Origin of the sequence: Achromobacter sp. JD-1 (genome assembly GCF_038594925.1) — a bacterium.
Classification (GTDB): domain Bacteria; phylum Pseudomonadota; class Gammaproteobacteria; order Burkholderiales; family Burkholderiaceae_B; genus Achromobacter; species Achromobacter spanius_C.
The window spans coordinates 13,093-26,207 of the sequence record NZ_JBCGCS010000022.1 but is presented as its reverse complement, the minus strand read 5'-3'; the positions used below and the strand labels follow the sequence as shown (position 1 = coordinate 26,207).

The window sequence follows — 13,115 nt, the reverse complement described above, 5'->3', positions numbered from 1 at the left end:
TACCGGCTGCGCGCCGCGCGCCTGGCCCCGCTTGAAACCCCTACGCCTGCGATACCGCCATGCTCCCCTCCTGCCTTACCTTGCTGCGCCGCGCACTTGCGCCCGCACTCCTGGCCCTGGCGCTGACGCCCGTCGGCGCTGCCGTCGCCAAGGACAAGCAACCGCCAATACGCATTGGCGAGATCAACAGCTACAAGGCCATACCCGCCTTTCTGGGGCCGTATAAGAAAGGCTGGCAGTTGGCGGTGGAACAGGTCAACGCCGAAGGCGGCGTGCTGGGCAGGAAGCTGGAAGTCATCTCACGCGATGACAACGGCAACCCGGGCGATTCGGTGCGCGCCGCGCAAGAGCTGATTGCCCGCGAAAAAGTGGAACTGCTGTTCGGCGGCTTCCTCTCCAACACCGGCTTGGCGCTGACCGACTTCGCCAAGCAGCAGAAAGTGTTCTTCCTGGCCGCCGAGCCGCTGACCGACAAGATCACCTGGCAAGAGGGCAACCGCTACACCTACCGCCTGCGCCCTTCCACCTGGATGCACGTGGCGGCGCTGGCGCCCAAGGCGCTGGCCTTGCGCAAGAAGCGCTGGGCCATCGTCTACCCCAATTACGAATACGGGCAATCCGCCGTGGCCACCTTCAAGGCCATGATGAAGTCGTTCCAGTCCGACGTGGAATTCGTGGCGGAACAAGCGGTGCCGCTGGGCAAGGTGGATGCCGGCGCGGTGGTGCAGGCCCTGGCCGACGCCAAGCCCGACGCCATCTTCAACGTGCTGTTCGCCGCCGACCTGACCCGCTTCGTGCGCGAAGGCAACACCCGTGGACTGTTCGAGAACATGCCCGTGGTGTCCGTGCTGTCGGGCGAACCGGAATACCTGGAACCGCTGGGCGCCGACACCCCCACGGGCTGGATCGTGACCGGCTACCCCTGGTATGCCATCGACACGCCCGCCAACACCGCCTTCGTCGAGGCCTACAAGAAGCGCTACAACGAAACGCCTAAAGTGGGGTCAGTGGTGGGCTATGCGTCGCTGATGTCCATCGCCCAAGGCCTGAAGGCCGCCGGCGCAGTGGACACCGAGAAGCTGGTGGACGCCTTTGCCGGCCTGAAGGTGGACACGCCCTACGGCCAGATCCAATACCGCAAGATCGACCATCAATCGACGATGGGCGTCTACGTGGGCGTGACGGCCCTGGAAGACGGCAAGGGCATCATGAAAGACTTCGCTTATATCGACGGCGCCCGCCTGCAGCCGCCCGATGAGCAAGTGCGCAAGATGCGTCCCGCGCACTGATGAGCCTGTCGGGGCTGCTGTCGCAGCTGCTTAACGGCCTGGCGGACGCCAGCGCCTTGTTCCTGGTGTCCGCGGGCCTGTCGCTGATATTCGGCGTGACCCGCGTGGTGAACTTCGCCCACGGCTCGTTCTACATGCTGGGCGTCTACCTGGCCTGGACATTCACCACCTGGTTCGGCGACGGCCCCGCGTATTGGGCCGGCCTGTTGCTGGCCGCGCTGGTGACCGGCCTGATCGGCGCCGCGGCCGAATGGCTGGTGCTCAAGCGCCTGTACCGGGCGCCTGAATTGTTCCAGTTACTGGCCACGTTTGCGCTGGTGCTCATCATCGGCGATGCGGCGCTGGCCATCTGGGGCCCCGAGGATCTGTTCGCCGCGCGCGCCCCCGGCCTGTCCGGCGCGGTCCAGATCCTGGGCCGCCGCTTTCCGCAGTACGACCTGCTGTTGATCGCCGCCGGCCCCATCGTGCTGGGCCTGTTGTGGCTGCTCTTGATGCGTACGCGCTGGGGCCGTTTGCTGCGCGCCGCCGCGGAAAACCGCAGCATGCTGGCCGCGCTGGGCGTGAACCAGGCCTGGCTGTTCACCTCCGCTTTTACCTTGGGCGCCTTCCTGGCCGGGCTGGGCGGCGCGCTTGCCGCCCCGCGTGTCCCCGCCACCCTGGGGCTGGACCTGGAGATCATCGCCAGCGCGTTCGTGGTGGTGGTGGTGGGCGGCCTGGGGTCGATACCCGGCGCCTTTCTGGCCGCGCTGCTGATCTGCTGCGTCAAAGCCGTGTTCGTTTTCCTGGGGCAGGTGCACATCGGCCCCTGGGTGTTCAACCTGTCGAAACTGACCTTGCTGGCCGAGTTTGCCGTGATGGCGGTAGTGCTGGTGGTGCGCCCTTGGGGCTTGCTGGGCAAGCCGCCTGCCCCCAGCGCCCACGCCAGTGCGCCCGAACGCCCCATTGCGCCCGCCGGCCGTCGGCTGCGGCTTGCCTATGGCCTGTTGCTGCTTCTGCTGGCGCTGGTGCCCGTCGCAACCTTGCAGTGGCCGTACCTGGGCATCTTGATGACCGAGATCCTCATTGCCGCCCTGTTCGCGGCCAGCCTGCACTTTTTGACCGGCCTGGCGGGCATGACCTCTTTTGGCCACGCCGCGTGGTTTGGCTTGGGCGCCTATGGCGCCGCGCTGCTGCTCAAGCTGGCGGCCGTTCCCATGGAGGCCGCCCTGCTGCTGGGCCCCTTTGCCGCCGCGTTCGGCGCGCTGCTGTTCGGCTGGTTCTGCGTGCGCCTGTCCGGCGTGTACCTGGCCATGCTGACGCTGGCCGTTGCGCAAATACTGTGGGCGCTTGCCTATCAGTGGGATGACGTCACGGGCGGCAGCAATGGCCTGATCGGGCTGTGGCCCGCGCCATGGCTGACGCAAGGCCCCTGGTTCTATTACGTGACGCTGGCCGTGTGCGCGGCCGGCATCGCCTGGCTGCGCCGTCTGGCTTTTTCACCACTGGGTTATGCGCTGCGCGGCGTGCGCGATTCGCCCTTGCGCGCCGAGGCGCTGGGCGTGGAGACCCGGCGCGTACAGTGGGCAGGCTTCGTCGCGGCGTCCTTCGCGGCGGGCATGGCGGGGTCGCTCTATGCGTTTTCCAAAGGCAGCATCGCCCCCGACGTGATGGCGGTGAGCCGCTCGGTGGACGGGCTGGTGATGGTCTTGCTGGGCGGCTTGCAGACGCTGGCGGGGCCGTTGGTGGGCGCGGCCGCCTACACCTGGCTGCAAGACGCCGCCGCGCGCAGTACCGAGTACTGGCACGCCGTGCTGGGCCTGGCCATCCTGGCGCTGGTCATGGTCTTTCCGGACGGCTTGGCGGGCGCCGCGGCGCGGCTACGCGGGAGGCGTGCATGACGTCCACCGGCGCCCTGCTGCAAGTGGAAGGCTTGCGCAAATCCTTCGGCGGCATCGACGCGCTGGCCGGCGTGTCCTTCACGCTTGAAGCCGGCCGGATGCTGGCCTTGATTGGCCCGAATGGCGCGGGCAAGTCCACCTGCTTCAACGTGCTGGGCGGCCAGCTACGGCCGGACGCTGGCTCCGTAAGGTTGGACGGCCGCGAACTGGTGGGCCTGTCGGCCGGCAAGATCTGCCGGCTGGGCGTGGGCCGCACTTTTCAGACCGCCGCCACGTTCCGGTCGATGACAGTGCGCGAAAACGTGCAGACCGCCCTGCTGGCGCGCGACCGCCTGCTGTTTCGCCCCTGGCGCCGCGCGGACCAACACGCGGCCGACGAAGCCATGGACTTGTTGTCGCAAGTGCAAATGGCCGACAAGGCCGAGTCGCCCTGCGGCACCTTGGCCTATGGCGACGTCAAGCGGGTTGAGCTTGCCATGGCGCTGGCTCACCAACCGCGTCTGCTGTTGATGGACGAACCCACAGCCGGCATGGCCACCAACGAAAGGCACGCGCTGATGCGGCTGACGCGTCAACTGGCCGACACTCAGCGCATCGCGGTGCTGTTCACCGAACACAGCCTGGACGTGGTGTTCAAGCACGCCGACCACATCGCGGTACTGGTGCGCGGCGCGCTGCTGGCCGAAGGCGCCCCCGCCGTCATCGCGGCGGACGAACGAGTGCGCGCGGCCTACCTGGGCACCGAAGCGCCCTGAAACCCGGCGCGGCAATCCGGCTTGAACTCGGGCTTCAACTCGAGCTTCAACCCGTGCTTTGACCCGTGCCGCTTGACCCGTGCGGATCAACCTCGTCCTGCGCATTGGGCGCTTGGCATTCCCAGAAAATCCTGGCCTGGCAGCCAGCGCATATATCGCGGTCCAGCCGGGCGTAGATCGAGCGCAGGGCCGTTGCCTTGTCGGGGTAGATATGGTCGGCGCCCAGCCGATCCAGAAAGCCCGTGCGCCGCCACATGTCCAGCACTTCAGGCCGGGGGCGGTGGAAATACAGGTCGCCTCCCATCGCACGCCGCGCCGCAAGCTCGTCTTCCCAGACCTGCGCGCCGGCCAGGTCAATGAAGTTCATGCTCTTGGCCATCACCAGCAGGTGGCGCGGCGCATCGGGTGCGGCACGCAGCTCGTGCAAACGTTGCGCCACATGGGCCGCCGCCCCAAAGTAGATAGAGCCTTCCATGCGCAACAGCTTCAGTTGCGGGCATTCGGGCAAAGCGTCTGGCTGATGCGCAAGTACGACGAAACGCCGATCCGGGCCACGCGAATCAAACCCCATCGTGCGCATCGCCGGGCGCGAAGTGCGATGCAGATACGCCATCAGCGACAGCACGGTGCCCAGCAGAATCGCCACTTCCATGCGAATGGTGACGGTAGCGGCCAGCGTGGCGGCGGCAATCGCGCATTCGCCGCGCTGCATGCCGATCAGTTGCCGCCAACGCGGAATATCCAGCAGCGTCCAGGCCACCAGCAACAGCAGCCCGGAAATGGCGGCGTTCGGAATCATGGCCAGCAAGGGGGCCGACAAGGCCACCAACACCACCAGCAGCACGGCGGAAAAAACCGCCGCCAGGGGCGTTCTGGCGCCCGCTTCGAAATTGGGAATGGACCGGTTCAACGACCCGCACGACAAGTAGCAGGAAAAGAAGCCGCCCACGATGTTCGACAGCCCCTGGCCCACGAATTCGCGATTGGCGTCGATGCGCTGACCTGATCGGGTAGCCACCGCCTTGGCGATGGAAATGGATTGCGCCAGCGCCACGATGGTCAGCGCGAACGCCAGGCTGAGCAGGTCAGGCAAGGCGCGCCAATCCACGCTCGGGACATGAAACGGCGGCCACGGTTGCGCGATGGCGCCCACCACCGACACCGGATCCCCGCCGTGCCTGGCGACCCACGAATTGAATGCCGCGGCCGCCAGCGCACCGGCCACCAGACCAAACAGCATGTAGGGCTTGCGCTTGTCCAGCCGGCGCGTCAGCAAGGCCACGCCCAAGGTCACAAGCGTCACCATCACCGCGCCCGGGTGTATCTGGTCCAGATGCGTGCCCACGCTGACCAGCAAGGCGCCCGCGCCATGAGAGTCCGGCGACGGCACGCCCAGGCCGTCCTTCAAGGCATGCACCGCGATCAGAATGGCCGCGCCGCTGGTAAAGCCAAACAGGGCCGACGGTGAAATGAAGTGCGCCAGCGAACCCAGGCGCAGCGTGCCCACCAGCCACTGCATCAGGCCAACCAACACCGTGACCGCCAGCGCCAGCTCGATGTAGCCAGGGCTACCGGCCACCGCCAAGGGCGTCAGCACTGCGAACAAGGCCAGCGAATTGGCATTGGTGGGGCCCGACATGACATGGCGACTGGACCCGAACAGCGCCGCGACAATACAGGGGATGATGGCGGAATACAGGCCGTATTCGGCGGGCAGCCCGGCCAGCGTGGCAAAGGCCACGCCTTGCGGCAGCACCAGCAGCGCGCCCAACAGCCCGGCGGACAAATCCGCGCGCAAGGTCACGCGGCTGACGTCGTCCACCCACGAACCGAATAGGCGGCTCGCCAGTTTGCTTGCCCCACCCGTCATCTTGTCGCCCGCTCCCTCTTGTTGCCCGCGCCGTCTTCTCGTCGGCGGCTTGATGTGTGGAAAGCCGTCTAGCGTAATCCCTCGCGGTGGCGCACGCAACGCAAACGGGCTGCGGACGGCTCAGGCCGCCCCGCCGCCGCGCCGCGCGCGCATGGCGTGCCCGATGGCCATCAACACGTCGTCGGACACCAGGCGCGCCGCCATGGGCAAGAGTTCGTCTTCTTCACGCTGGATGTGGGCGGCATAGGCCTGCGTGAATGCCTGGACCTGCTCGGGCGGCAAGCTCGCCGGCCGGCCGGCCGCCACCTGGGCCAGGGTCTGGCGCAATGGCGCCCACAAGCGTTCCAAGCGGCGATGCTCGTCCATCAGGCCCTGCACCAGCGCGTGCAGGCAGCCCGCGTCCGACCCCGCCATGGATTCGATCAAGGCAGGAAACAGGTCTTCTTCTTCGTCTTCATGATGATGCGCGGCCGCGGTCTCGAAATAACGGGACACGCTGGCGGCGGCGGTTTGCGCGGCCTCGTCGCTGCCATGCCGCGGAAGATGCGCGGCCAGCCGCGTCAGCGTGGCGCACTGACGCGCGATGCGCCCGTGACAGGCCGATAACAGCGCCAGCGGATCATCCGCCCCCGGCGCGGGCGCCGGACCACCAGGAAAGCTCACAGCCATCGCACACCTCCCAAGCATGCCCCTTAACCGGAATGGCCACGCCACCACATTCGGACCGAATCCCAGGCGCGCCCCGCGAATCCCGCTTCGGCCACGGGTTCCAGCGCCACCACCGGAAACTGCATCGCCGGCTTGCCGTCCACCATCACGCGCAAGGCCCCCACCGTTTGCTGGGCCGCGATGGGCGCCACCAGCGGCTGCTGCGGCGTCCACACGGGTTCGACCTTGGCGCCAGCCGGCACGGTCACATAGGCATCCCGCGCGAAGCCTGCCTTCAAGCTGTCGCTTGCGCCTTTCCAGACTTCGGGCGTGGCCACCTCCTGGCCGCGCGCGTACAGCTTGATGGTATTGAAACCCTGGAATCCCCACTCCAGCAACTGCCGGCTTTCCTGCGTGCGCAGCTTGTCGGACGCCGTGCCCACCACCACCGTGATCAAGCGCCGCTGGTCGGCGCCATTGGGTCGGCGCGCGCTGGCAATGATGCAATAGCCGGCGGACTCGGTATGCCCCGTCTTCAACCCGTCCACGCTGGGGTCCAGCCACAGCAGACGGTTGCGGTTGGGCTGCGTGATCTTGTTGAACGTGAACTGCTTGGCCGAATCGTAGGTCTTGTACAACTGCGGGAAATCGCGGATGAAGCGCGTGGCCAGAATGGACAGGTCGCTGGCCGTGGAATAGGTGCCCGGGTCGGGCAAGCCATGCGGGCTGGCAAAGTGCGTGGCGTGCAGGCCCAGCCTTGCCGCCGTGTCGTTCATGCGCGCGACGAAGGCTTCCACGCTGCCAGAAACGGCTTCCGCCAAGGCAATGGCCGCGTCGTTGCCGGACTGGATCATCAAGCCGCGCAGCAAGTCATCCACCGTCACTTTCGAGCCAGGCTCCAGGAACATCTTCGAGCTGCCCGCGGGCACTTTCCAGGCCCGCGTCGAAATAAGCACCGTTTGGTCCGGCGTCAATTCCTTCTTGTTCAATGCCTCGAACACCACGTAGGCCGTCATGATCTTGGTCAGCGATGCCGGTTCAATCCGGGTGGCGGCCGCGTGCGACGCGATCACCTGTCCGCTGGTCTCATCCAGCAACAGCCAGGCCTTGGCCGACAACACCGGTTCGGGCATCGATTGCGCCATCGCGCTGGACAGGCATGCGGTTGCGACGAGCAAGCTCGCCGCCAGTTTCTTCATCAGCATAGGGGTACGTTGCATTCCTGCATTCTGGTTTTTCGCACGCAATTGGAACACGGCGGGCGGCATTGGTTCAGCGTCGCGCCGCGCTGCAAATACAGGGCTTTCCGACACGGCATTTCCGGCGGAACCCTTGCAGCAAGCACTTTTCTGCGTCAAAACAACAAACAGGGGCTTAAATCCCGGCGAAAAGCCGCTTAAACGACGCGTCTTCCGCTATCATCGGGCGCGTGGCGTTCAATGCCGATACCCGGCGCGCGCTGCCTCATGTCCTCAACTACGGATTTTGACCATGGCCACGAAAGCAAAAGCTCCTGCCAAGAAAGTCACCAAGCCCGCCGTCAAGGCGCCCGCAAAGAAGGCAACCGCCGCCAAGACTGCTGTGAAGCCCGCAGCAAAGAAGGTCGTCGCCGCCAAGAAGGTCGCTGCTGCACCCAAGGCCATCAAGGCTGCCCTGAACAAGACCCAACTGGTCGCTTACATCGTTGAGCAATCCGGCGTTGAAGCCAAGGCCGTCAAGGCCGTTCTGGCCAGCCTGGAAACCTCGGTGCTGGGTTCCGTGGACAAGAAGGGCGTCGGCGAATTCACGCTGCCCGGCCTGTTCAAGGTTGCCGTGCAGAAGGTTCCCGCCAAGGCCAAGCGCTTCGGCAAGGACCCGTTCACTGGCGTTGAGCGCTGGTTCCCCGCCAAGCCGGCTTCGGTCAAGGTGAAGGTTCGCCCGCTCAAGAAGCTGAAGGACGCCGCGCAGTAATTCGCGCGACCATCCGGTCAAGCCGGAAAGGCCCGCCTCGAAAGAGGCGGGCCTTTCTTTTTTTGCCGACCATTTTGCGTGACTCCGAATCGGCGGTTAGAATTTATCTTAACGTTAAGAAACTTCATATCAAAGTATTACGCCATGCCTACGACTGACCTTGTCGATCTGGTGATCTCGCAATGGAGCACGGAATGTCCCACGCAGGACTTTGCCTCCATGGCGGTCATCACCCGCGTATTTCGCTTGAACGCCTTTGCCACCCGCAACGTGAATCGCAGCTTTCGCCGCCACAACCTGCACCAGGGCGAATTCGATGTGCTGGCCACGCTTTACCGCACCGGCGCGCCGCACGCCATGAATCCGCAGAAGCTGGTTGACGCGCTGCTGCTTACCTCGGGCGCCATGACCAACCGGCTGGACCGCCTGGAGCAAGCCGGCCTGCTGGTGCGCAACCCCAACCCGGACGACCGCCGCGGCATCATCGTGTCGCTCACCGCGGAAGGCCTGCGCGTGATCAAGCTGGTGCTGAAGGACTATTTGAAGGACCTGGGCGAACTGCTCGACCCACTATCCCCCACGGAACGCAAGCAACTGGCCGGGCTGTTGAAAAAACTGCTGCTCAAACATGATCAGGAAACTCCGGGAGGCATCGGCGCCTGACACGCAGTACCCATCCGGCCGATTCGATTTCGCCGCCTGCCTTACCCGCCAGACTCTTACCCGCCCGACTCGCCTTACCTCTTATGACTTCCGCTTCCGCCCCCACCCCGATGCCGGTGCTGACCGCGCCCATCATCCTGTTGATGTCCGTGGCTACCGGCCTGGCCGTCGCCAGCAACTACTACGCGCAGCCTCTGTTGCACACGATCGGCCAGCAATTCGGGCTGTCAAACGCGGCGGCCGGCGCCATCGTCACCACCGCTCAACTCAGCTATGCGCTGGGGTTGATGCTGCTGGTGCCATTGGGCGACCTGTTCGAACGCCGCGGCCTGATTGTGCTGATGACGCTATTGTCCGCAGGCGGGCTGCTGATTTCGTCCTTTGCCAACAACATCATCGTGCTGCTGGTGGGCACCGCGCTGACGGGCCTGCTGTCCGTCGTCGCCCAGATTCTGGTGCCGTTCGCGGCGACCCTGGCCGCGCCGCATGAGCGAGGCAAGGCCGTGGGCACCGTCATGAGCGGCCTGTTGCTGGGTATTTTGCTGGCCCGCACCGTTGCCGGCGCGTTGGCCGACCTGGGCAGTTGGCGCACGGTGTACTGGGTGGCCGCCATCCTGATGCTGATCATGTCCGCCGTTCTTTGGCGCGTGCTGCCCCGCTATCAGAGTCCGACGTCGATGAGCTACCCCCGCCTGCTGGGTTCGATCCTGCGCATGTTCGTCGAAGAGCCGCTGTTTCGCGCCCGATCGCTGCTGGGCTTTCTGTTGTTCGCCGCGTTCAGCATGCTGTGGACGCCGCTGACCTTCCTGCTCGCCAGCCCCCCTTATGCGTTCAGCAATACCACCATCGGCCTGTTCGGGTTGGCGGGAGCGGCGGGCGCCTATGCCGCCAACCGGTTTGGCCGGCTGGCCGACCAGGGCCTGGGCAACCTGGCTACCCGAGTCGGGCTGCTGTTGTTGCTGGGTTCCTGGGGGCTGTTGGCGTTTGGCCAGATGTCGATGCTGGCGCTGCTGGCGGGCATCGTGGTGCAGGACCTGGCGATCCAGGGTGTCCATGTCACCAATAGCAGTTCGCTGTATCGCCTGCGCCCCGAAGCCCGCAGCCGCCTGACCGCCGGCTACATGACCAGCTACTTCCTCGGCGGCGCCTCCGGTTCACTGGTATCGTCCTGGCTTTACGCCCATTTCGGCTGGCCCGGCGTGGTCATCGCGGGCGCTGTTCTGGGCGTGGTTACATTGGCCTATGGCGCCTTGGCGCCCAGTGCGCGCATCCCCGAAACAGCCCCGCCCCCGCGCCGCGTCTAGCACCTCCTATAATCAGGGGTTTTGACCGCCACCGCGTCAGGCCGCCCCCGCGTCCACGCGGCGGGGCGGCTCACCCTTTTTTGCCACCGTGCCCGAGCCCATGCAGGAACGTTACCTCCCCACTACCGTCGAAGCGGCCGCCCAACAAGACTGGCAGGCCCGCGACGCCTATCTGGTCCATGAACACGCGAAGAACGCCGACGGCTCCGAAAAGCCGAAGTTCTACGCCTGCTCGATGCTGCCTTACCCCAGCGGCAAGCTGCACATGGGCCACGTGCGCAACTACACCATCAACGACATGATGGCGCGCCAGTTGCGCATGCGTGGCTATAACGTCCTGATGCCCATGGGCTGGGACGCCTTCGGCATGCCGGCGGAAAACGCCGCCATCAAGTCCAAGGTGCCGCCGGCCAAATGGACCTACGACAACATCGCCTACATGAAGAAGCAGATGAAGGCGATGGGTCTGGCAATCGACTGGACGCGCGAAATGTGCGCCTGCGATCCCCAGTACTACAAGTGGAACCAGTGGCTGTTCCTGAAAATGCTGGAAAAAGGCGTGGCCTACCGCAAGACCCAGGTTGTGAACTGGGACCCGGTCGACCAGACCGTGCTGGCCAACGAACAGGTCATCGACGGCCGTGGCTGGCGGTCGGGCGCGCTGGTTGAAAAGCGCGAGATTCCTGGCTACTACCTGCGCATCACCGACTACGCCGACGAGCTGCTGGGCGCCGTCCAGAACGATCTGCCCGGCTGGCCCGAGCGCGTGCGCCTGATGCAGGAAAACTGGATCGGCAAGTCCGAGGGCCTGCGTTTCGCCTTCCCGCACAAGATCGCCGGCCAGGACGGCCAACTGATCCAGGACGGCAAGCTGTATGTCTTCACCACCCGCGCCGACACGATCATGGGCGTGACCTTCTGCGCCGTGGCGCCGGAACACCCGTTGGCCACGCACGCCGCGCGCAACAACCCCGAGCTGGCCGCCTTCATCGAACAGTGCAAGCTGGGCGGCACGACCGAGGCCGAGATGGCCACGCGCGAAAAGGAAGGCATGCGCACGGGCCTGACCGTCACGCACCCGATCACGGGCGCGGACGTCGAGGTCTGGGTGGGCAACTACGTGCTGATGACCTACGGCGACGGCGCCGTCATGGGCGTGCCCGCGCACGACGAACGCGATTTCGCCTTCGCCAAGAAATACGACCTGCCCATCGCGCAGGTCGTGGACGTGGCCGGCAAGGAATACTCCACCGCCGCCTGGCAGGAATGGTATGGCGACAAGCAGTCGGGCCGCACCATCAACTCCGGCAAATACGACGGCCTGTCGCACAAAGAAGCCGTGGACGCCATCGCCACCGACCTGGGCGCGCAAGGCCTGGGCGAAAAGCAGACCACCTGGCGCCTGCGCGACTGGGGCATCTCGCGCCAGCGCTACTGGGGCACCCCGATCCCGATCATCCACTGCGCCGACTGCGGCCCGGTGCCGGTTCCCGAAAAAGACCTGCCCGTTGTCCTGCCCGACGACCTGATCCCCGACGGCAGCGGCAACCCGCTGGCCAAGAACGAAGCCTTCCTGTCCTGCGCCTGCCCCAACTGCGGCAAGCCCGCGCGCCGTGAAACGGACACGATGGATACCTTCGTGGATTCGTCCTGGTACTTCATGCGCTACACCTCGCCGGGCAACGACAACGCCATGGTCGACGCGCGCAATGATTACTGGATGCCGATGGACCAGTACATCGGCGGCATCGAGCACGCCGTGCTGCACCTGCTGTACGCGCGCTTCTGGACCAAGGTCATGCGCGACATGGGCCTGCTCAATTTTGACGAGCCCTTCACCAAGCTGCTGTGCCAGGGCATGGTGCTGAACCACATCTATTCGCGCAAGACGGCCCAGGGCGGTATTGAATATTTCTGGCCTGAAGATGTTGAAAACGTCTACGACGAGCGTGGCGCCATCACCGGCGCCAAGCTGAAGTCGGACGGTTCGGCCATTACGTATGGCGGCGTGGGCACGATGTCCAAGTCCAAGAACAACGGCGTCGACCCGCAATCGCTGATCGACACGCTGGGCGCCGACACGGCTCGCCTGTTCGTCATGTTCGCCAGCCCGCCCGAGCAGACCCTTGAATGGTCGGATTCCGGCGTGGAAGGCTCCAACCGCTTCCTGCGCCGCCTGTGGTCCATCAGCTACGCGCGCCGCGACGCCGTGGCCCGTGGCCTGGCCAATGGCGCCGACTGGTCGCAAGCCACCGCCGCCGTCAAGGATCTGCGCCGCGAGGTCTACACGCTGCTCAAGCAGGCCGACTACGACTACCAGCGCATCCAGTACAACACCGTCGTGTCCGCCTGCATGAAGATGCTGAACGCCATCGACGACGCCAAGCTGCCCGAAGATGCCGCCGCCGATGCCGCTTATGCCGAAACGCTGGGCGTGCTGCTGCGCGTGCTGTACCCGGTGGTGCCGCACATCACCTGGCATCTGTGGCAAGACCTGGGCTACGCAAAAGAGCTGGGCGACCTGCTGGACGCACCGTGGCCGCATGTGGACGAAGCCGCCCTGATCGCGGACGAAATCGAGCTGATGCTCCAGGTCAACGGCAAGCTGCGCGGCTCCATCCGCGTGGCCGCCGGCGCCGCCAAGGAAGACATCGAAAAACTCGCAGCCAGCCAGGAAGAGGTTTCCCGCTTCCTGGAAGGCCGTCCGCCCAAGCGCGTCATCGTGGTGCCGGGCAAACTGGTCAACGTCGTAGGCTGAT

At 65.4% G+C, this 13,115-nt stretch carries 10 protein-coding genes; 7 read left to right on the top strand and 3 right to left on the bottom strand.

What is annotated here, in order from left to right:
* Positions 1 to 59: 59 nt before the first annotated feature.
* The 3 genes from WBR68_RS25580 to WBR68_RS25570 are packed head-to-tail and all read left to right on the top strand — an operon-like array spanning position 60 to position 3,921.
* A complete protein-coding gene (locus tag WBR68_RS25580) occupies positions 60 to 1,289 on the top strand; it encodes an ABC transporter substrate-binding protein (RefSeq protein ID WP_083447420.1) in 1,230 nt (409 codons plus the stop codon).
* Positions 1,289 to 3,166 carry an ABC transporter permease gene (locus tag WBR68_RS25575; RefSeq protein WP_230695614.1) on the top strand — a complete coding sequence of 626 codons (1,878 nt, stop codon included), beginning with the start codon at positions 1,289 to 1,291 and terminating at the stop codon, positions 3,164 to 3,166. Before WBR68_RS25580 ends, WBR68_RS25575 begins: the two co-directional genes overlap by 1 nt.
* Positions 3,163 to 3,921 carry an ABC transporter ATP-binding protein gene (locus tag WBR68_RS25570; RefSeq protein WP_230695613.1) on the top strand — a complete coding sequence of 253 codons (759 nt, stop codon included), beginning with the start codon at positions 3,163 to 3,165 and terminating at the stop codon, positions 3,919 to 3,921. The genes WBR68_RS25575 and WBR68_RS25570 overlap by 4 nt, the downstream gene beginning before the upstream one ends.
* Before the next feature lie 46 nt (positions 3,922 to 3,967).
* Here WBR68_RS25570 and WBR68_RS25565 read toward each other — a convergent pair whose 3' ends face one another.
* The 3 genes from WBR68_RS25565 to WBR68_RS25555 all read right to left on the bottom strand — a co-directional run bounded on the left by WBR68_RS25565 (position 3,968) and on the right by WBR68_RS25555 (position 7,644).
* Complete coding sequence (locus WBR68_RS25565) at positions 3,968 to 5,791, bottom strand: SulP family inorganic anion transporter (RefSeq protein WP_230695612.1); 1,824 nt, start codon at positions 5,789 to 5,791, stop codon at positions 3,968 to 3,970.
* Between the two features lie 120 nt (positions 5,792 to 5,911).
* Positions 5,912 to 6,460 carry a hemerythrin domain-containing protein gene (locus WBR68_RS25560; RefSeq protein ID WP_230695611.1) on the bottom strand — a complete coding sequence of 183 codons (549 nt, stop codon included), beginning with the start codon at positions 6,458 to 6,460 and terminating at the stop codon, positions 5,912 to 5,914.
* A 23-nt stretch (positions 6,461 to 6,483) separates the two neighbouring features.
* Positions 6,484 to 7,644, bottom strand: coding sequence for a D-alanyl-D-alanine carboxypeptidase family protein (locus WBR68_RS25555; protein ID WP_230695651.1), 1,161 nt, complete (start codon positions 7,642 to 7,644; stop codon positions 6,484 to 6,486).
* Positions 7,645 to 7,930: 286 nt separating this feature from the next.
* On the opposite strand from WBR68_RS25555, the gene WBR68_RS25550 reads away from it, so the two are divergent.
* From WBR68_RS25550 to leuS, 4 genes are all read left to right on the top strand, one after another.
* Positions 7,931 to 8,389: an HU family DNA-binding protein gene (locus tag WBR68_RS25550; protein WP_230695610.1), complete on the top strand. Its 459-nt coding sequence runs from the start codon at positions 7,931 to 7,933 to the stop codon at positions 8,387 to 8,389.
* Between the two features lie 144 nt (positions 8,390 to 8,533).
* Positions 8,534 to 9,052 (top strand): MarR family winged helix-turn-helix transcriptional regulator, encoded by a 519-nt coding sequence (locus tag WBR68_RS25545; protein WP_230695609.1) that lies wholly within the window; start codon positions 8,534 to 8,536, stop codon positions 9,050 to 9,052.
* 83 nt (positions 9,053 to 9,135) lie between these two features.
* Complete coding sequence (locus WBR68_RS25540; RefSeq protein ID WP_050447714.1) at positions 9,136 to 10,356, top strand: MFS transporter; 1,221 nt, start codon at positions 9,136 to 9,138, stop codon at positions 10,354 to 10,356.
* A 100-nt stretch (positions 10,357 to 10,456) separates the two neighbouring features.
* The gene (gene leuS, locus WBR68_RS25535) at positions 10,457 to 13,114 is read left to right on the top strand and encodes a leucine--tRNA ligase (protein WP_127185393.1); all 2,658 of its coding nucleotides are present in this window, start codon (positions 10,457 to 10,459) and stop codon (positions 13,112 to 13,114) included.
* Position 13,115 lies beyond the last annotated feature (1 nt).